The sequence below is a fragment of the Halomonas terrestris genome, assembly GCF_049166755.1.
GTDB lineage: Bacteria > Pseudomonadota > Gammaproteobacteria > Pseudomonadales > Halomonadaceae > Halomonas.
Genome location: NZ_JBMHFZ010000032.1, coordinates 1 through 17,172 on the forward strand (window position 1 = coordinate 1; position 17,172 = coordinate 17,172).

Below are 17,172 nucleotides of genomic sequence, written 5' to 3' on the forward strand. Positions count from 1 at the left end.
CTCATGGGTACGACACCGAGCACTGGGTGGTTGGGATACACCTGGAGCACCTCGATGACGAAGGGGACTATCAGGCAAGCGACGTCTATATCTATATCGACCCGCGCGGTGGGGCCGGTAGCGAAAAACGCTATACGCCGTCAGAATTTCCCCGCCGGGGTGACCCAGGGAGCTGGTATGCTATCGCCGACTAATCGGCTAACCCTGAGAAATGAACAGGAATTTGACTATGCGTAACAAGGGGCCGGACCTGCCGCAGCCCGAGCTATCTCAGCCTCATCGTGCTGGCGATATTCAGGCGATTCCCGGGGGGCGCATTACCTATTTGGCGCCGCTGCCCTTAACGACGGGCCAGCCGCCCTTAGATATGAGCAAGGCTGTAAGCGAGCTTAACGACACTTGGCTGGATTTCGGGGGGGTGGCCAAATGTCTTTGGATGGCAGATGATTACCGCAGGCTTTTGTGGGTTTGTGTTGTTGTGTAGTGTTATTTTTCCAACGTTCATTTTTCTCTCATGCCCAGTATATCGGCTGGTAATTTTGTGTTCTTGTATAAGCTTTTTTTCTGGGCAGGCATAGTGATTGGGACAGTAGGGTTTTTGCTCATGTATATCGGGCACTATATGGGCATTCAGGATTTGAAACGCAGCATCCCCGTACGCTTCAATCGCCAGCGCCGTGAAGTCTGCTTTACCTTGACCGATACGCAGGAAACCGTCTTCGTGCCTTGGGAGTCCTTGATGGCCTGGGTGGTGGAAGCCCGAGGGGCCACCCAGTATGGCGTACAGCAGCAGTACGGCATGGGCGTAGGCTATGCCCACCCGGAGACGGGCAAATGGTTGAAGCTCGAATACATGGCGGCGGGCTTACCCCTGGCGATCAGCAACTGGGAAGCGCTGCGTGCCTACATGGAGTATGAAGTCCACTCCCTGCATGAAATCCAGGACCCTCACCTGCCGCGCGGCAAGGACGATCCGCCCTGGGAAGGCGTGCATACGCTGCGCAATGCGCGTCGCCGAATGCGCGAGCGCCGGGCCAAGGGCGAAGTCGGGCCGGTCTTCGCTTTCTTCTGGTATGCCTACCACGTCATCGAGCTATGGAACCTGCCCGGCTACCTGACCGAGTGGGAAGCCAAGCGCCTGATGAAGACGCGCCCCCAGCTGCGCCCGGCGGAGGTGGAGGAGTGGTCCAAACCACTGCCCAAGGAGCAGTGGGCCAAGCCCAGCGCGGAACTGGTTCGCCTGTCAGCCGAGGCGCGCCGACTGCGCGAGGAAAACCCACATCGTTCCATCGAAGAGATCTTTGCCGACGCCTATCGTCGCCAGGGAGTCGAGGCGTAGCGCTCCCGGGTGTGGATAACCCAAGTGTCATGTTATCCACACCCATTGGTGTCGACCCTTTCGGCGGAGCCACCCCCTTGGAGGGGAGACGAGTGCCCCTGTCAGGGCTCCTGCCGGCTCGGTGGGGCCATGCCCCCTGCGCAGGCGGCCCGGCGAGCTTGTGCCAGAGATAGAGCGGCATGCCCAGGGTGCCGAGGATCGTCACCACCCTGTCGATCCGGCGGCGCTCCAGCAGGCGCCGTACCGGGCCTGCGCAGGCGAGTACCGCACCCTCCTGGACCCACATCACGCCCACCAGTGCAGCTGCCGATCGCCCTGTTCCAGCCGACGCCGGGCGCCGTCCGCGCTCACCGCGGCCGAGACGAACACGAATAGCGGGACGACCTGGAGCACCCAGGTGAGCACCCCGGCTCCGGTCCAGACCAGCAGCAGGTGGTCGGTCGAGGTCATCAGCCCGTGCTCGAGCCGGTGCACGGTTGAGATAGTTTTCAAACACCGTTTCCTAACATCTTCCCTGAAACCCCGCGGCCATGCAAGACTGCCATCCATCGTGGCGCTGGTCCGTTCCCCTCCGGGTGGTACGCTGCTAGCGTAACGGCAATCTTGCTTTTCACGTCGAAGGAGTGACCGCGATGATCACGCTGTACGGATTCCCCTCGTCCCGTTCGCTGCGGGTGGCCTGGACCCTGGAAGAGCTGGGGCTCGAGTACGAGTACCGGCATGTCGACATGATGGCCGGCGAGGGGCAGGGCGAGGCGCACCTGGCGCGCCACCCCGATGGCAAGGTGCCGGTGCTGGAGGATGGCGAGCTGAGGCTGTTCGAATCCTCGGCGATCTGTCGCTACCTGGCCGAGCACCATGGCGAGCCGGGCGGCTTGCTGCCGGCTTCGGTCGAGGACCGGGCCCGGGTCGACCAGTGGATGAGCTTCGTGCTCAGCGAGCTGGAACAGCCGCTCTGGACCCAGGGCAAGCACAAGTTCGCCCTGCCCGAAGCGCAGCGGGTGCCGGCGGTATTGCCCACCGCGGCCTGGGAGTTCCAGCGTGCGCTGGCGGCGCTGGAACGGCGCTTCGACGGCGAGGGCTGGCTGGTGGGGGAGGGCTTCACCCTGGCGGACCTGCTGCTGGCCCATACCCTGAGCTGGGGCGTGAAGTTCAAGAACCGCCTGCCGGAGTCACTGGAGGCCTATCGCCAGCGCTGCGTGTCGCGGCCTGCGCTGGCCAGGGCGGTCGAGCGTGAGCAACGGGCTGCCGAGTCGGCCTGAGCGACGGATCCTCAGGCCTCGAAGGGCAGCACGGCGGCGTAGACCGCGAAGTAGTGGCAGGTGCTGCCGCCGAGCACGAAGAGGTGCCAGATGGCGTGGTTGTACGGTATCGCCTGGATCGCATAGAAGATGACGCCGAGGGTGTAGGTGATGCCGCCGGCAGCGAGCAGGACAATGCCGCTGGTCGACAGGCTCGTCGACATCTCGCCGCTGGCGAAGACGATCAGCCAGCCCATGATCAGGTAGATGGCCACGCGCATCACCGTGAAGCGATGGGGCCAGATCAGCTTGCAGGCGATGCCGAACAGTGCCAGGGACCAGACCACGGCGAACAGCGTCCAGCCGGTGGGGCCGCGCATGTTGACCAGCAGGAAGGGCGTATAGGTGCCGGCGATCAGCAGGTAGATGGCGCAGTGGTCCAGATGCTGGAACCGCCGCTTGAGGCGTGGATGGTTGACGCCATGGTAGAGGGTCGAGGCGGTATAGAGCAGCACCAGGCAGGCGCCATAGAGACTGATGCCGACGATCTTCCAGGGATCGACCTGGACGGTCAGGCTGGCCAGGAGGATCAGCACCGTGATCCCGGCCAGGCTGAGGAGCGCGCCGATGCCATGGCTGATGCTGTGCAGCAGCTCCTCGACGACGCTGTAGGGATGCTCGCCTTCCGGTGGTGCGTGAGTCATCGGGAGCCTCCTCCATGATCGGGCATCGTCACGACCTCGGGCTCGGGTTCAGGGCTTGCGCTCGATATCCACGTCGCTGGCCTGGGTGAAGTCGCCGAGTACCATCATATGGCCGAGCTTGCCGGCCTTGGTGGACAGATACTGCTCGTTGTGAGGATTGAGACCCGTGGTCAGCGGAACTCGTTCCGCCACGGTGACCCCGGCCCTGGTCAGGGCGTCGACCTTGCGCGGGTTGTTGGTCATCAGTCGGAGCGATGCGACGCCCAGGTGCTCGAGCATCGGCACGCAGATGTCATAGCGGCGCAGGTCGGCACCGAAGCCGAGCCGTTCGTTGGCCTCCACGGTGTCGGCCCCCTGGTCCTGCAGGTGGTAGGCGCGGATCTTGTTGAGCAGCCCGATGCCGCGCCCCTCCTGGCGCAGGTAGAGCAGCACGCCACGGCCCTCGTCGGCGATGCGCTTGAGCGCCTCCTGCAACTGGTAGCCGCAGTCGCAGCGCATCGAGAACAGCGCGTCCCCCGTCAGGCACTCGGAGTGCACGCGTCCCAGTACCGGTTCGCCGTCGGCCACGTCGCCCAGCGTCAGGGCGATATGATCCTTGCCGGTGGCCTCGTCCTCGAAGCCATGCATGGTGAAGGTGGCCCAGGGGGTGGGCAGCCGGGAGGAGGCGATGAATCGGATCGTCACGGGTAACCTCGGTGTCAGACCACGGCAGTGCCGGCAGGTGGAGCGCCATTCTAGCAGGAAGGCGCGGCGGGCTCACGGTTGTCGCCCCAAGTCGCGGTGTCCGGTTGCCGATGATCGGGTACAATGAGGCCCACATTTTCCGTGGATGACCGCCCGCATGGAACTCAAGAACGATCGCTTTCTGCGCGCCCTGGCGCGTCAGCCGGTGGACCGCACGCCGGTGTGGATGATGCGTCAGGCCGGCCGCTACCTGCCGGAGTACCGTGCTACCCGCGCCGAGGCCGGCAACTTCATGGACCTCTGCCGCAATCACGACCTCGCCTGCGAGGTCACCTTGCAGCCGCTGGAGCGCTACCCGCTGGATGCGGCGATCCTGTTCTCGGATATCCTGACCATCCCCGATGCGATGGGGCTCGGGCTCTACTTCGAGACCGGCGAGGGGCCCAAGTTCCGCAAGCCGGTGCGCTCCACGGCGGATGTCGAGGCACTGAGCGCACCGGATGCCGAGCGCGACCTGGGGTACGTGATGCGGGCCGTCTCCACCATCCGTCGTGAGCTGGACGGTCGCGTGCCGCTGATCGGCTTCTCCGGCAGCCCCTGGACGCTTGCCACCTACATGGTCGAGGGCAGCTCGAGCAAGGACTTCCGTCACGTCAAGACCATGCTCTATGACAAGCCGGACACCATGCATCAGCTGCTCGACACCCTGGCCGAGGCGGTCACCGACTACCTCAATGCCCAGATCCGGGCCGGTGCCCAGGCCGTACAGATCTTCGACACCTGGGGGGGCGTGCTCTCCACGCCGGCCTACCTGGAGTTCTCGCTGCGCTACATGGAGCAGATCGTCGCCGGGCTGATCCGCGAGCACGAGGGCCGGCGCGTGCCGGTGATCCTGTTCACCAAGAACGGCGGCCAGTGGCTCGAGGACATGGCCTCCGCCGGTGCCGAGGCCCTGGGCCTGGACTGGACCACGGAGCTCTCCCTGGCCCGTGCCCGGGTCGGGCATCGCGTTGCCCTGCAGGGCAACCTCGACCCGAACGTGTTGTTCGCACGCCCCTCGGCCATTCGCGCCGAGGTGGCGCGCACCCTCGACAGCTTCGGGGCGGGGCCGGGGCATGTCTTCAACCTGGGCCACGGGATCAACCAGTTCACCGATCCGGACCATGTCACGGCCTTCATGGAGGCCCTGCACGAGCTGAGCCCGGCCTATCATCGCCAGATCCAGCATGGCTGAGTGGTGGCAGCGGCTGGCCCGGGTCGAGGAGGGAAAGTGGCGCCGCCCCTGGGCGGCGCTGGCCGTTGTGGCCGCCCTTCTCATCGCCATCGGCAGCCTCGCCCCCGGCAGCGAGATGCCCGAGACCCTGCCCTGGGACAAGGCCAATCACTTCGTCGGCTACGCCGGTCTCGCCGGCCTGGTCGGCCTCGCCGGGGTGCGCCTGCCGTTCGCCTTCGCTGTCGTCGTGCTCTACGGCATCGCCGTCGAGTACGCCCAGATCCCGGTGCCCGGACGCACGGGTGGCGACTGGTGGGACATCCTCGCCAACGGCCTGGGCGCGGCCTTCGCCCTCCTGGTGCTGCACGCCTTGCGCCGAACCCCGCGGTGCGCCGACTCCTGACCGGCGCCCCGGCACTCCCGTTTCCCCTCCCCGGGTCGTGGTCCTGAAGCGACCGAAGTGAATTTCGCATTTGCCGATGGAATGGACCATGCTGCACCGAAGCGGTGCCATGGGCCCGCTGATCCTTGCCAACAAGACGAAGGGACACGAGATGCGAAGCAGATTGTCATGGGGCGTGGGTGCCCTGGTGCTGGTGGGGCCGCTGCTGGCCCAGGCCACGACCCTGGATGAGGTGCGTGAGCGCGATCAGCTGCGCTGCGGAGTGAATGCTGCCCAGCCGGGCTTCTCGGCACTGGACGACGAGGACACCTATCGCGGCCTGGATACCGATGTCTGCCGGGCCATCGCCGCGGCGGCCCTGGGGGATGCCGGGAAGGTGCACTTCGTGCCGCTGGATTCGGTGGAACGCTTCACCGCCCTGCAGTCCGGCGAGGTGGACGTGCTGTCGCGGACCACCACCTGGACCTCGAGCCGCGACACCACCCTGGGGGTCAACTTCACCGGGGTGAGCTACTACGACGGCCAGGCCTTCATGGTGGCCAGCGACCTGGGTGTGGAGAGCGCGCTGGCGCTGGATGGTGCGGCGGTCTGTACCCAGTCGGGCACCACCAGCGAGCTCAACCTGGCCGACTACTTCCGCGTCCACGACATGGCGTATGAACCGGTGGTCTTCGACTCGCCGGAGCAGTCCATCGCCGGCTTCGAGGCGGGACGCTGCGACGTGCTCAGCTCGGACGCCTCCCAGCTCCATGCACAGCGCATGCAGCTGGCCGACCCGGACAGCGCCGTGGTGCTGCCGGAAGTGATCTCCAAGGAGCCGCTGGGCCCGGCGGTGCGGCAGGGCGACGACCAGTGGTTCAACGTCGTCAAGTGGTCGTTGTTCGCCATGCTCAATGCCGAGGAGATGGGCATCACGCGCGACAATGTCGACGAGATGCTCGAGTCCGGGGATCCCGACATCGCCCGCCTGCTGGGACAGGACGGCAACTACGGCGAGGGCATGGGCCTCCCGGCCGACTGGGCCTACAGCATCATCAAGCAGGTGGGCAACTACGGCGAGGTGTTCGAGCGCAATGTCGGCGCTGGGTCCGATTTCAACATCGCCCGTGGTCTCAATGCCCTGTGGACAGAAGGCGGCATCCAGTACGCACCACCAGTGCGCTGAGGTGTGGCAGCGGCACTGGCTTGGTGCGGCCGGTCGAGCCGGATTTTCTCCGGCTTGACCGTTGAATGAGAGTTTCGCCTGCCCTATCCCGTTGGTGGAACGATCCTTGCTAAGGTGCTGGCACATGCTGATGCATGCATTACCGAATCCACAACAACCTGCGAGACACACTCTATGCGTAACAACAAGAACAGGTGGCTGCTGCTGACTTCCACGGCAGTGCTGGGTCTGGGGGCGGCCACGGCGGCGTCTGCCGAGACACTCGACAACACCCTCGAGCGGGGCGCCGTGCAGTGCGGGGTCAGCGATGGCCTGCCGGGCTTCTCCGCGCCGGATGACCAGGGGGAGTGGCAGGGGCTGGACGTCGACGTCTGCCGTGCCGTGGCCGCGGCGGTGTTCGGCGATGCCGAGGCGGTGCGTTACATCTCGCTGAATGCGGTGGAGCGCTTCACCGCCCTGCAGTCCGGCGAGGTGGACGTGCTGTCGCGCAATACCACCTGGACCACCACCCGCGATACCACCCTGGGGCTGAACTTCACCGGCGTGACCTTCTACGACGGCATCGGCTTCCTGGTCAATCGCGACCTGGGACTCTCCAGCGCCCTGGAGCTGGATGGGGCGGCGATCTGCGTGCAGTCCGGCACCACCACCGAACTCAACGTGGCCGACTACTTCCGTGCCAACGACATGGAGTTCGACCCCATCGTCTTCGACACCTCCGAGCAGACGGTGGGCGGCTACGAGGCGGGACGCTGTGATGTCCTGACCTCCGATACCTCCCAGCTGGCCGCCCTGCGCATCCAGCTCTCCGAGCCGGACCAGTCCGTGATCCTCCCCGAAGTGATCTCCAAGGAGCCGCTGGGCCCGGTGGTTCGCCAGGGTGACGACCAGTGGCTCAACATCGTCAAGTGGTCGCTGTTCGCCATGCTCAATGCCGAGGAGATGGGCATCACCAGCGACAATGTCGACGAGATGCTCGAGTCCGGGGATCCCGACATCGCCCGCCTGCTGGGACAGGACGGCAACTACGGCGAGGGCATGGGCCTCCCGGCCGATTGGGCCTACAACATCATCAAGCAGGTCGGCAACTACGGCGAGAGCTTCGAGCGCAACGTGGGCATGAGCTCACCGCTGGAGATCGAGCGTGGCGTCAACGCCCTGTGGACCGACGGCGGCATCCAGTACGCTCCGCCGATCCGCTGAGTGACCGCCGGGGCACCGGTGACCCGGTGCCTCGATCCTCGCTTCGCCCCGACCCGGCCATCCCGGGTCGGGGCCTGATACCTGCTTGACGGATCCAGGCGGAGAGTCCTTCCATGTCCGTTCGACCCCAGGCCCGTCCCGCGGGCCCCAAGCCGCCGTTCTGGCGCGACCGTGCCAAGCGTGCACTGATCTTCCAGCTGGTGCTGATCGCCGCCGTGGCGGCATTCCTGCTCTACATCATCGGCAACACCCAGGCCAACCTCTCGGCCCGTGGCATCACCACCGGTTTCGGTTTCCTGAGCAACACGGCCGGCTTCGGCATTGTCCAGAGCCTGATCGATTATTCCTCGCAGAGCACCTATGGCCGCACCTTCGTGGTCGGGCTGCTCAATACCCTGCTGGTCTCGGGGCTCGGTGTGCTGGCGGCGACCCTCATCGGCTTCACCGTCGGCATCGCCCGGCTGTCGCCCAACTGGCTGATCGCACGGCTGGCCAGCGGCTACATCGAGATCTTTCGCAACATCCCGCTGCTGCTGCAGATCTTCTTCTGGTACTTCGCCGTGCTGCGGGCCATGCCGGCTGCCCGCGACAGCCTCTCGCTGGGCGAGGTGGTCTTCCTCAACGTGCGCGGCCTCTACCTGCCCGAGCCGCTGTTCGAATCGGGCTTCGGGCTGATCCCCCTGGCCATCGGCATCGCCGTGGTGGCCAGCATCGCCCTGATGATCTGGAACAAGCGTCGCCATGAGGCCACCGGCCGGCGCCTGCCGGCAGGCTGGATCTCGCTGGGCCTGATCATCGGCTTGCCACTGCTCGTGCTGGTGGCCACCGGGGTGCCGGTGACCTGGGACGTGCCGGAGCTGCGCGGCTTCAACTTCCGCGGCGGCATCACGGTGATCCCCGAGTTCCTGGCGCTGTGGCTGGCGCTCTCCATCTACACGGCGTCCTTCATCGCCGAGATCGTGCGCTCGGGGATCCAGGCGATTCCCCATGGCCAGACGGAGGCGGCCCAGGCGCTCAGCCTGCCGCAGAACCTGGTGCTGCGCCTGGTGGTCGTGCCCCAGGCCATGCGGGTGATCATCCCGCCGCTGACCAGCCAGTACCTCAACCTGATCAAGAACTCCTCGCTGGCCACCGCCATCGGCTATCCGGACCTGGTCTCGGTGTTCGCCGGGACCACGCTCAACCAGACGGGGCAGGCGATCGAGGTCATCGCCATGACCATGGCGGTCTACCTGACCGTCAGCCTGCTGGTATCGCTGTTCATGAACTGGTTCAACGCCCGTGTGGCGCTGGTGGAACGCTAGGAGAGCGCCATGATTCACAACAAGACGATGATTCCCGAGCGTCCGGCGCCCCGCAGCACCATCGGGCCCGTGGCCTGGTTGCGTGCCAACCTCTTCAGCGGGCCGGTGAATACTGTCTTCACCCTGCTGGGGCTCTACCTGCTCTACCTGCTGCTGGCGCCGACGATCCAGTGGGCCTTCATCGACGCCGACTGGATCGGCTCCAGCCGTGATGACTGCTCCCGGGAGGGTGCCTGCTGGGTCTTCATCAATGCACGCATAGGCCAGTTCATCTATGGCCTCTATCCCGGCAGCGAGATCTGGCGGGTCAACCTGACCTTCGCCATTTTCGCGGCGCTCATCGCCTGGCTGGCGCTGCCGCGGTTGCCGTTGAAGCGCTGGGTGGCGGTGGCGACGCTGGCGGGCTTCCCGCTGCTGGCCTATTTCCTGCTCTACGGTGGCCACTTCGGCCTGCGCGTGGTGGAGACCCACCGCTGGGGTGGCCTGAGCCTGACCCTGATCCTGGCGGTGGTGGGCATGGTGGGAGCACTGCCCATCGGCATCCTGCTGGCGCTGGGGCGGCGTTCGCAGATGCCTATCGTCAAGAGCTTCTGCGTGGTGTTCATCGAATTCTGGCGCGGTGTGCCACTGATCACGGTGCTGTTCATGGCCTCGGTGATGCTGCCGCTGTTCATGCCCACCGGCGTGAGCGTCGACCGCCTGATCCGCGCCTTCATCGGCATCACCCTGTTCCAGAGCGCCTACATGGCCGAGGTGATCCGGGGCGGCCTGCAGGCGATCCCCAGGGGCCAGGAGGAGGCCGCGGCGGCGCTGGGCATGGGCTACTGGAAGCGCATGGGGCTGATCGTGCTGCCCCAGGCGCTCAAGATGATGATCCCCGGCATCGTCAATACCTTCATCTCGCTGTTCAAGGACACCACCCTGGTGATGATCATCGGGCTCTTCGACCTGCTGGGCATCGTCCAGGCGGCGCTGTCGGACTCCCGCTGGCTGGGCTTCGCGCTGGAGGGCTATGTCTTCGCGGCGTTCATGTTCTGGATCTTCTGTTTCAGCATGTCGCGCTACAGCCAGTATCTCGAGAGAAAATTGCACACCGGCCACAAGCGGTGAGGACGAATGACATGAATGAACAGGCAACCCAGGCCGGCACCGAGACCCCTATGGTCGAGATGCGCGGCGTCAACAAGTGGTACGGCGACTTCCACGTGCTGCGCGATATCGACCTGGAAGTGAAACGCGGCGAGCGGATCGTCATCTGCGGGCCCTCGGGCTCGGGCAAGTCGACGCTGATCCGCTGCATTAACCACCTCGAGGAGCACCAGCAGGGCGAGATCGTCGTCGGTGGCGTTCCGCTGACCGAGGACGTCAAGCGCATCGAGGAGATACGGCGCAGCGTCGGCATGGTGTTCCAGCACTTCAACCTCTTTCCGCACCTCACGGTGCTGGAGAACTGCTGCCTTTCACCGATGTGGGTGCAGAAGAAGCCGCGTCGCGAGGCCGAGGCCCTGGCCATGAAGTACCTGGAGCGGGTGCAGATCGCCGAGCAGGCGAGGAAGTACCCCGGGCAGCTTTCCGGCGGCCAGCAGCAGCGGGTGGCCATTGCCCGCTCGCTGTGCATGCATCCCGAGGTGATGCTGTTCGACGAGCCCACCTCGGCGCTCGACCCGGAGATGATCAAGGAGGTGCTCGACGTCATGGTCGAACTGGCCCGCGAGGGCATGACCATGCTCTGCGTGACCCACGAGATGGGCTTCGCCAAGACCGTGGCCGACCGGGTGATCTTCATGGATCAGGGCCAGATCATCGAGGAGAACGCCCCGGAGCCGTTCTTCAACGATCCGCAGTCCGAGCGTACCCGGCTGTTCCTCAGCCAGATCCTCGGACACTGACAGGCGCCATCGTCAGCCGATGACGACGAGCCCCGGCCAGGTCGGGGCTCGTCGTCGCTGGGGCTCCGCTAGAGTCGAGGCTCCCGGGAGGAGGGGGCTTCGACGCTGCCGCCGGCCAGGTCGAGGGTCGGCTCGTTGCTGGCGCCGCGGGGACGCAGTCGCTCGGCGGGTCGCGTCACCCTGGCGTTGCCGAGGACCCCATCCCCGGCCTCGATCGGGCGTGCCTCGCTGGTCCAGGCGGCTTCGTCGGCGTGAACCGCCGGGCGGCGCTCGAACGAGCGGGTGACCACGGCGCCCGGGGCGAAGCCGGGACGCTGGCCGGCCAGGTGGTGGGGCAGCAGCCACAGCTCGGCGAGCAGGCGCAGGCCGACGGCGGCCAGCAGCCAGGTACCGCCACCCAGGGCCAGGGCGGGCCAGGCCTCCTCCCAGCCGCGGGGCGCGAACCAGGGCGTGCGAGGTGCCAGCCACAGCGCGGTGCCGACGAGCAGGCCGAGCTGCAGCAGCAGGTGGCAGGTCACCAGGGTACGGCGGGCCAGTGGGCGGTGGGGAAACAGCAACTGTCGCATCGGGGGTCCTCCCGGTGGATGCACATCATGATGATGAGTCGAGCCGGTCTCCTTACCGGCAAGTCGGGATGCTACCCCAGTTCGGCGTGCGCTGCAGTCACCTCCTGCGACAACCGATATCGGGTTGACCGGGCAGGGAGGGCTTGCCAATGTTGAACGAGAGGCGAAGGCGCGGTGTGCCTGGAGCCTTGGCTTCGCCCATTCAACCGGCATCGAGGAGTGGCTATGACAACCTATATCGTGGTGGCGGACGCAGCGCGGGCACGGATCTTCACCCGTGATGCGCTCAAGCTGGTAGAGCATGACAGTCTGTTGCATGCCGCGGGGCGGCTACACGAGGGGGATCTGGTGACCGATCGTGGCGCGGATGTCCACGAGTCGATGTCGACCACGTCTCGCTCCTCCGGCGAGGAGAACTCTGCCTCGCAGCATGAGGCCATCGTCTTCGCCAAGGAGGTGGCCGAGCGCCTCTACCGGGCCAGGGTCGACAACACCATGGAGAAGTTGATCATGGTGGCGCCACCGCGTTTCCTGGGGCTGTTGCGCGACAAGCTCGACGGCCCCACCACCAAGCTGGTGATCCACACCCTGTCCAAGGACCTCTCCAAGGCCAGCCTCGGCGATATCCAGGAGGCCGTCAGCGACCTGCGCTGAGGTCCAGGCGGCCCGTCGCTGTCGCCTTCCCTTCACCATCGGCGGGCCGGCAGGCCCGCCGTTTCCGGCTCATGGCACCTGGGGCAGGTCGATCTCGTCGCTGCGCCTGACACCCTCGGTCATCTGCCGGCACAGCCTCAGGAACTCCCGCATCCCGGTGGCCAGGTACTTGTGGCGATGCCAGATGAAGCTGAACTGGCGGCTCAGGTCGAGTTCCGGGGTGGGAATCGCCACCAGGCTGCCGCGGCGAAAGGCATCGCGCAGGGCCAGCTTCGACACACAGCCGATACCGAGTCCCGACTCCACCGCCCGCTTGATGCCCTCGGTATGCTCCAGCTCTAGCAGGATATTGAAGCGCCCGCGGCGATGGCGGGCGGCCTGCTCCAGGGTGAGGCGAGTGCCGGACCCCTGTTCGCGCATGATCCACGCCTCGCGCAGCAGCCGGTCCAGCTCCACCTTGCCGGCGCCGGCCAGGGGGTGGCGGGGGGAACAGAACACCGCCAGCTCGTCCTCCACCCAAGGCTGGGTGATCACGTCGTCGTCCTCGCACTGACCCTCGATCAACCCCAGGTCGAGCTCATGCTGGCGCACGCTGTCGATGATGGCGCGGGTGTTGCGCACCGAGAGGCGCACCCGGCTCCCCGGGTGGCGCTGCATGAAGTCGCTGATCAGCAGGGTCGCCAGGTAGTTGCCGATGGTCAGGGTGGCGCCGACGTCCAGCGAGCCCACCCCCTGCTGGCCACGCAGCAGCTCCTCGATTTCCTCGGCACGATCGAGCAGGGCCACCGCCTTGGGCAGCAGCTGGAAGCCCAGGGCGTTGAGCTTCAGGCGCTTGCCGATACGATCCAGCAGCTGGCAGTCGAACTGCCGCTCCAGTTCGGCCAGGGCGGTGCTGGCCGCCGACTGGGAGAGGGCCAGGGCACGGGCCGCACGGGAGACGCTCTCGTGCTGGGCGACGGCGACGAAGACTTCCAGTTGACGCAGGGTATAGCGCATGGCGGGGCTTCCAGGGTTGGATATCTGGAGTATAGATAAGTGTTATCCATACAATCCATTTAACAGATATCCATCGGGCTCTTAGAATTGTCGGCAAAGATTCAACCGCGTGTCTATGCGTATATCGAATATCAAGGAGCCGGCATGAGCAAATTCGCACTAGAAGAGGTGCTCAGCGTTCACCACTGGAACGACACCCTGTTCAGCTTCCGCACCACCCGCGAGCGCAGCCTGCGCTTCAAGAACGGCCAGTTCGTGATGATCGGCCTCGAGGTGAACGGCAAGCCGCTCATGCGGGCCTACTCCATCGCCAGCCCCAACTACGAGGACCATCTGGAGTTCTTCAGCATCAAGGTGCCCGATGGCCCCCTGACCTCGCGGCTCCAGCACCTCAAGGTGGGCGACCAGATCATGGTCAGCCGCAAGCCCACCGGCACCCTGGTCACCGATGACCTGCTGCCGGGGCGCAATCTCTACCTGCTCTCCACCGGTACCGGGCTGGCCCCCTTCCTGAGCCTGATCCAGGATCCCGAGGTCTACGAGCGCTTCGAGAAGGTGGTGCTGGTGCACGGGGTGCGCTCGGTCAGCGAGCTGGCCTATGCCGACTTCATCCAGAAGGAGCTGCCCGCCCACGAGTATCTGGGCGAGGAGATCAGCGAGAAGCTGGTCTACTATCCCACCGTGACCCGCGAGGAGTTCCACACCATGGGGCGCCTCACCGACCATATACGCAGCGGCAAGCTCGCCGAGGACACCGGCCTGCCGGCTCTCGATCCGCGCCAGGACCGCGCCATGATCTGTGGCAGCCCGGCGATGCTCGACGAGACCAGCGGCCTGCTCGACGAACTGGGCTTCAACATCTCGCCGCGCATGGGTGAGCCCGGCGACTACGTGATCGAGCGCGCCTTCGTCGAGAAATGACCCGGCTTCCGCCGGGAGCTGTAAGCCTTAAGCTATAAGAAAACCCCATCGGCCTGTGCCGGTGGGGTTTTGTGCATCTGGGTAGGTATGCAGGCTCTTCGCTTACAGCTGTAGTCAGACCGCGTCCTTGCCGGTTTCGCCAGTGCGGATACGGATCACCTGCTCCAGCGGGGTGACGAAGATCTTGCCGTCGCCGATCTTGCCGGTATTGGCCACCTGGGTGATGGCGTCGATGACCTTCTCGGCCATCTCCTCGTCCACCGCGACCTCGAGCTTCACCTTGGGCAGGAAGTCGACCACGTACTCGGCGCCGCGGTACAGCTCGGTGTGGCCCTTCTGGCGACCGAAGCCCTTGACCTCGGTGACGGTGATGCCCTGGACGCCGATCTCGGAAAGGGATTCCCGTACGTCGTCGAGCTTGAAGGGTTTGATGATGGCGGTCACCAGTTTCATGGTTGCTGTCCTCGTCCTGTCCGGGTATCGATGGCACCGGCCATCGTGCATGTGGGGCTCGTTGGGCTCAAGCATACACCGCGGAGGGGGGGATGAAAAAAGGCCCCCGAAAGGGGGCCGGCAGGAGCACGACGGCTCACATGGCACATCGCCGTGGCTCACTTCTTGGCGACGTTGAACTCGGGGTAGGCCTCCAGGCCGCATTCGGCCAGGTCGACCCCCTCGTACTCCTCCTCTTCACTGACCCGGATGCCCATTGCCGCCTTGAGGACCAGCCACACGGCGATGCTGGCCACGAACACCCAGACGAAGATGCCCAGGATGCCGATGAGCTGGGCACCGAAGCTGGCATCGCCGTTGGACAGCGGCACCGCCAGCACGCCCCAGATGCCCACCACGCCGTGCACCGAGATGGCGCCGACCGGGTCATCGAGCTTCAGCTTGTCGAGGCTGACGATGGACACCACCACGATGGCGCCACCCACGGCACCGATCAGCAGGGCGCCGAAGGCGGAGGGAGCCAGCGGCTCAGCGGTGATGGCCACCAGGCCGGCCAGGGCGCCGTTGAGGGACATGGTCAGGTCGGCCTTGCGGAACCACAGCTTGGCCAGCACCAGGGCGGCAATGACGCCGCCGGCGGCCGCGGCGTTGGTGTTGACGAACACCTGGGCCACGTTGTTCGCCGAGAGGGCATCGGACATCTTCAGCTCGGAGCCGCCGTTGAAGCCGAACCAGCCCATCCACAGGATGAAGGTCCCCAGGGTGGCCAGCGGCAGGTTGGCCCCGGGGATGGCATAGATGGTGCCGTCCTTGCCGTACTTGCCCTTGCGCGGTCCGAGTACCAGCACCCCGGCCAGGGCCGCGGCGGCACCGGCCATGTGCACGATGCCGGAGCCGGCATAGTCGGAATAGCCGACCGCGTCGAGCCAGCCGCCACCCCAGGTCCAGTAGCCGGAGACCGGGTAGATGACGGCGGTCATCACCACGGCGAAGGCCAGGAAGGCCCACAGCTTCATCCGTTCGGCGACGGCGCCGGAGACGATGGACATGGCGGTGGCCACGAACACCACCTGGAAGAAGAAGTCGGAGCGCATGGAGTAGTAAGGGGCGTCCTCGTCGCCGGAGAGCACGGCATCGAGGCCGTTCTCGCCACCGATCAGGACCCCGAGGCTCGGCAGGACGCCGCCCTCGCTGCTGGAGTACATCAGGTAGTACCCCACCAGCAGGTACATGGTGCAGGCGATGGCGAATAGGGCGATGTTCTTGGTGAGGATCTCGGCGGTGTTCTTGGAACGCACCAGGCCAGCCTCGAGCATCGAGAAGCCGGCTGCCATCCACATCACCAGCACACCACAGATCAGGAAGTAGAAGGTATCGACCGCATACATCAGCTCGGTCAGATCTGTCAGCTCTGTCATGGGGTTACTCCGTAAAGGGAAACGTCAGAAGCGTCTTCAGACGGCGTCGGCACCGCGCTCGCCGGTACGAATGCGGATGACATCCTCCAGCGGGGTCACGAACACCTTGCCGTCGCCGATCTTGCCGCTGTTGGCGGCATTGCAGATGGCATCGAGCACCCCCTCGAGGCGTGCGTCGTCCACGGCCACCTCGACCTTGACCTTGGGCAGGAAGTCGACGACGTATTCGGCGCCACGGTAGAGCTCGGTATGCCCCTTCTGACGGCCGAAGCCCTTGACCTCGGTGACGGTGATGCCCTGGACGCCGTTGTCGGCCAGTGCCTCACGGACATCGTCGAGTTTGAATGGCTTGATGATGGCGGTGATGAGCTTCATCCCGGGTCTCCATTACTGGGGTGGTGGCGGCCTGCTTGCCGCCGAAGCATGATTGCCCTGTCGTTGCGCAAACCGTGCCAGCAAGGAGAAATCTTCTTCCCCATCATGTAGTTGGGCTGGGAATTCGGCGTCATGAAGGAGGTCGGCGCGACCCGCGGGAAGGGCGATGCACCGTCGTGGTGCCTGCTGCTGTCGTGCATGCGCCATGACGGGGCGGGGATGGGCCAATGCGTGGCGGCGACGGCTTGCGTATCCTGTAGGCAGCCATCCCAACATGACGCAGGAGAGATTCCATGGTGAGCCATGACCGCATCAGCCGCCTGGCCCAGCAGATCGGCGACCGGTTGCAGGGGGCCTCGCAGGCTCCGGAGGAGGTCCAGAAGGGCATCCAGCAGGTGGTGCGCGGGGCCTTCGACCGCCTCGAGCTGGTGTCACGGGAGGACTTCGATATCCTGATGGATGTGCTGCAGCGCACCCGGGCCCGGGTCGAGGCGCTGGAGGCGCAGGTTGCTGCCCTGGAGGAGGCTCTCGAGGCGCGCCAGGGGGCCGAGGCGGGCCGCGAAGCCGGCTCGGATGCCGCCGAGCCGGCGCCGGCCCCCGAGGAGGACGCCGGTGGCGGCGAGACCCAGCGCTGAGCCCGTCCG

Annotated in this window: 21 protein-coding genes; 13 read left to right on the forward strand and 8 right to left on the reverse strand. The window is 65.6% G+C overall.

The window, feature by feature from the left end; all coding sequences use genetic code 11:
• Both ACOMD9_RS20065 and ACOMD9_RS20070 read left to right on the forward strand, forming a co-directional pair.
• Positions 1-194, forward strand: a 194-nt coding sequence (locus tag ACOMD9_RS20065) for a hypothetical protein (RefSeq protein ID WP_421417776.1), incomplete at its 5' end; no start/stop codon positions are given.
• 410 nt (positions 195-604) lie between these two features.
• Positions 605-1,339 (forward strand): hypothetical protein, encoded by a 735-nt coding sequence (locus ACOMD9_RS20070; protein ID WP_421417777.1) that lies wholly within the window; start codon positions 605-607, stop codon positions 1,337-1,339.
• A 285-nt stretch (positions 1,340-1,624) separates the two neighbouring features.
• On the opposite strand, the gene ACOMD9_RS20075 is transcribed toward ACOMD9_RS20070, so the two are convergent.
• Positions 1,625-1,831 (reverse strand): hypothetical protein, encoded by a 207-nt coding sequence (locus ACOMD9_RS20075; RefSeq protein WP_421417778.1) that lies wholly within the window; start codon positions 1,829-1,831, stop codon positions 1,625-1,627.
• A gap of 140 nt (positions 1,832-1,971) precedes the next feature.
• On the opposite strand from ACOMD9_RS20075, the gene ACOMD9_RS20080 reads away from it, so the two are divergent.
• On the forward strand, positions 1,972-2,601 hold the full coding sequence (locus ACOMD9_RS20080) for a glutathione S-transferase family protein (protein WP_421417779.1): 630 nt from the start codon (positions 1,972-1,974) through the stop codon (positions 2,599-2,601).
• Positions 2,602-2,612: 11 nt separating this feature from the next.
• Here the strand turns inward: ACOMD9_RS20080 and trhA are convergent, their stop codons facing one another.
• On the reverse strand, positions 2,613-3,284 hold the full coding sequence (gene trhA / locus ACOMD9_RS20085; protein ID WP_421417780.1) for a PAQR family membrane homeostasis protein TrhA: 672 nt from the start codon (positions 3,282-3,284) through the stop codon (positions 2,613-2,615).
• A gap of 48 nt (positions 3,285-3,332) precedes the next feature.
• Positions 3,333-3,968: a GTP cyclohydrolase II gene (gene ribA / locus ACOMD9_RS20090; protein ID WP_421417781.1), complete on the reverse strand. Its 636-nt coding sequence runs from the start codon at positions 3,966-3,968 to the stop codon at positions 3,333-3,335.
• Between the two features lie 157 nt (positions 3,969-4,125).
• Between ribA and hemE the strand changes: the two genes are divergently transcribed.
• The 7 genes from hemE to ACOMD9_RS20125 all read left to right on the forward strand — a co-directional run bounded on the left by hemE (position 4,126) and on the right by ACOMD9_RS20125 (position 11,145).
• Complete coding sequence (gene hemE, locus ACOMD9_RS20095; protein ID WP_421417782.1) at positions 4,126-5,202, forward strand: uroporphyrinogen decarboxylase; 1,077 nt, start codon at positions 4,126-4,128, stop codon at positions 5,200-5,202.
• Entirely contained in the window at positions 5,195-5,584 is a 390-nt protein-coding gene (locus tag ACOMD9_RS20100) for a VanZ family protein (RefSeq protein ID WP_421417783.1), read from the forward strand. Before hemE ends, ACOMD9_RS20100 begins: the two co-directional genes overlap by 8 nt.
• 151 nt (positions 5,585-5,735) lie before the next feature.
• Entirely contained in the window at positions 5,736-6,749 is a 1,014-nt protein-coding gene (locus ACOMD9_RS20105) for an amino acid ABC transporter substrate-binding protein (protein ID WP_421417802.1), read from the forward strand.
• A gap of 174 nt (positions 6,750-6,923) precedes the next feature.
• On the forward strand, positions 6,924-7,952 hold the full coding sequence (locus tag ACOMD9_RS20110) for an amino acid ABC transporter substrate-binding protein (RefSeq protein ID WP_421417784.1): 1,029 nt from the start codon (positions 6,924-6,926) through the stop codon (positions 7,950-7,952).
• A 113-nt stretch (positions 7,953-8,065) separates the two neighbouring features.
• On the forward strand, positions 8,066-9,256 hold the full coding sequence (locus ACOMD9_RS20115) for an amino acid ABC transporter permease (protein WP_421417785.1): 1,191 nt from the start codon (positions 8,066-8,068) through the stop codon (positions 9,254-9,256).
• A 9-nt stretch (positions 9,257-9,265) separates the two neighbouring features.
• Positions 9,266-10,366 (forward strand): amino acid ABC transporter permease, encoded by a 1,101-nt coding sequence (locus tag ACOMD9_RS20120; RefSeq protein WP_421417786.1) that lies wholly within the window; start codon positions 9,266-9,268, stop codon positions 10,364-10,366.
• 50 nt (positions 10,367-10,416) lie between these two features.
• Positions 10,417-11,145, forward strand: a complete 729-nt coding sequence (locus ACOMD9_RS20125; RefSeq protein ID WP_421417803.1) for an amino acid ABC transporter ATP-binding protein — start codon at positions 10,417-10,419, stop codon at positions 11,143-11,145.
• 68 nt (positions 11,146-11,213) lie between these two features.
• Here ACOMD9_RS20125 and ACOMD9_RS20130 read toward each other — a convergent pair whose 3' ends face one another.
• Entirely contained in the window at positions 11,214-11,711 is a 498-nt protein-coding gene (locus tag ACOMD9_RS20130) for a hypothetical protein (protein ID WP_421417787.1), read from the reverse strand.
• A 180-nt stretch (positions 11,712-11,891) separates the two neighbouring features.
• On the opposite strand from ACOMD9_RS20130, the gene ACOMD9_RS20135 reads away from it, so the two are divergent.
• Positions 11,892-12,365 carry a host attachment protein gene (locus ACOMD9_RS20135; RefSeq protein WP_421417804.1) on the forward strand — a complete coding sequence of 158 codons (474 nt, stop codon included), beginning with the start codon at positions 11,892-11,894 and terminating at the stop codon, positions 12,363-12,365.
• Between the two features lie 69 nt (positions 12,366-12,434).
• Here the strand turns inward: ACOMD9_RS20135 and ACOMD9_RS20140 are convergent, their stop codons facing one another.
• Entirely contained in the window at positions 12,435-13,361 is a 927-nt protein-coding gene (locus ACOMD9_RS20140; RefSeq protein WP_421417788.1) for a LysR family transcriptional regulator, read from the reverse strand.
• A gap of 144 nt (positions 13,362-13,505) precedes the next feature.
• Here ACOMD9_RS20140 and ACOMD9_RS20145 point away from each other — a divergent pair, with 144 nt between their 5' ends.
• Complete coding sequence (locus tag ACOMD9_RS20145) at positions 13,506-14,282, forward strand: ferredoxin--NADP reductase (RefSeq protein WP_421417789.1); 777 nt, start codon at positions 13,506-13,508, stop codon at positions 14,280-14,282.
• A gap of 114 nt (positions 14,283-14,396) precedes the next feature.
• On the opposite strand, the gene glnK is transcribed toward ACOMD9_RS20145, so the two are convergent.
• The 3 genes from glnK to ACOMD9_RS20160 all read right to left on the reverse strand — a co-directional run bounded on the left by glnK (position 14,397) and on the right by ACOMD9_RS20160 (position 16,528).
• Entirely contained in the window at positions 14,397-14,735 is a 339-nt protein-coding gene (gene glnK, locus ACOMD9_RS20150; protein WP_102628999.1) for a P-II family nitrogen regulator, read from the reverse strand.
• Between the two features lie 158 nt (positions 14,736-14,893).
• The gene (locus ACOMD9_RS20155) at positions 14,894-16,153 is read right to left on the reverse strand and encodes an ammonium transporter (protein ID WP_421417790.1); all 1,260 of its coding nucleotides are present in this window, start codon (positions 16,151-16,153) and stop codon (positions 14,894-14,896) included.
• Positions 16,154-16,189: 36 nt separating this feature from the next.
• Positions 16,190-16,528: a P-II family nitrogen regulator gene (locus ACOMD9_RS20160; RefSeq protein ID WP_102629000.1), complete on the reverse strand. Its 339-nt coding sequence runs from the start codon at positions 16,526-16,528 to the stop codon at positions 16,190-16,192.
• 293 nt (positions 16,529-16,821) lie between these two features.
• Between ACOMD9_RS20160 and ACOMD9_RS20165 the strand changes: the two genes are divergently transcribed.
• Positions 16,822-17,163: an accessory factor UbiK family protein gene (locus ACOMD9_RS20165; protein ID WP_421417791.1), complete on the forward strand. Its 342-nt coding sequence runs from the start codon at positions 16,822-16,824 to the stop codon at positions 17,161-17,163.
• The last annotated feature ends 9 nt before the right edge of the window (positions 17,164-17,172 follow it).

Bases quoted from the DNA above. Each gene is read 5' to 3' on its own strand.
- ACOMD9_RS20070 (WP_421417777.1), top strand. From the start codon at position 605: ATGTATATCGGGCACTATATGGGCATTCAGGATTTGAAACGCAGCATC.
- ACOMD9_RS20080 (WP_421417779.1), top strand. From the start codon at position 1,972: ATGATCACGCTGTACGGATTCCCCTCGTCCCGTTCGCTGCGGGTGGCC.
- trhA (WP_421417780.1), bottom strand. From the start codon at position 3,284: ATGACTCACGCACCACCGGAAGGCGAGCATCCCTACAGCGTCGTCGAG.
- hemE (WP_421417782.1), top strand. From the start codon at position 4,126: ATGGAACTCAAGAACGATCGCTTTCTGCGCGCCCTGGCGCGTCAGCCG.
- ACOMD9_RS20100 (WP_421417783.1), top strand. From the start codon at position 5,195: ATGGCTGAGTGGTGGCAGCGGCTGGCCCGGGTCGAGGAGGGAAAGTGG.
- ACOMD9_RS20105 (WP_421417802.1), top strand. From the start codon at position 5,736: ATGCGAAGCAGATTGTCATGGGGCGTGGGTGCCCTGGTGCTGGTGGGG.
- ACOMD9_RS20110 (WP_421417784.1), top strand. From the start codon at position 6,924: ATGCGTAACAACAAGAACAGGTGGCTGCTGCTGACTTCCACGGCAGTG.
- ACOMD9_RS20115 (WP_421417785.1), top strand. From the start codon at position 8,066: ATGTCCGTTCGACCCCAGGCCCGTCCCGCGGGCCCCAAGCCGCCGTTC.
- ACOMD9_RS20120 (WP_421417786.1), top strand. From the start codon at position 9,266: ATGATTCACAACAAGACGATGATTCCCGAGCGTCCGGCGCCCCGCAGC.
- ACOMD9_RS20125 (WP_421417803.1), top strand. From the start codon at position 10,417: ATGGTCGAGATGCGCGGCGTCAACAAGTGGTACGGCGACTTCCACGTG.
- ACOMD9_RS20130 (WP_421417787.1), bottom strand. From the start codon at position 11,711: ATGCGACAGTTGCTGTTTCCCCACCGCCCACTGGCCCGCCGTACCCTG.
- ACOMD9_RS20140 (WP_421417788.1), bottom strand. From the start codon at position 13,361: ATGCGCTATACCCTGCGTCAACTGGAAGTCTTCGTCGCCGTCGCCCAG.
- ACOMD9_RS20145 (WP_421417789.1), top strand. From the start codon at position 13,506: ATGAGCAAATTCGCACTAGAAGAGGTGCTCAGCGTTCACCACTGGAAC.
- glnK (WP_102628999.1), bottom strand. From the start codon at position 14,735: ATGAAACTGGTGACCGCCATCATCAAACCCTTCAAGCTCGACGACGTA.
- ACOMD9_RS20155 (WP_421417790.1), bottom strand. From the start codon at position 16,153: ATGACAGAGCTGACAGATCTGACCGAGCTGATGTATGCGGTCGATACC.
- ACOMD9_RS20160 (WP_102629000.1), bottom strand. From the start codon at position 16,528: ATGAAGCTCATCACCGCCATCATCAAGCCATTCAAACTCGACGATGTC.
- ACOMD9_RS20165 (WP_421417791.1), top strand. From the start codon at position 16,822: ATGGTGAGCCATGACCGCATCAGCCGCCTGGCCCAGCAGATCGGCGAC.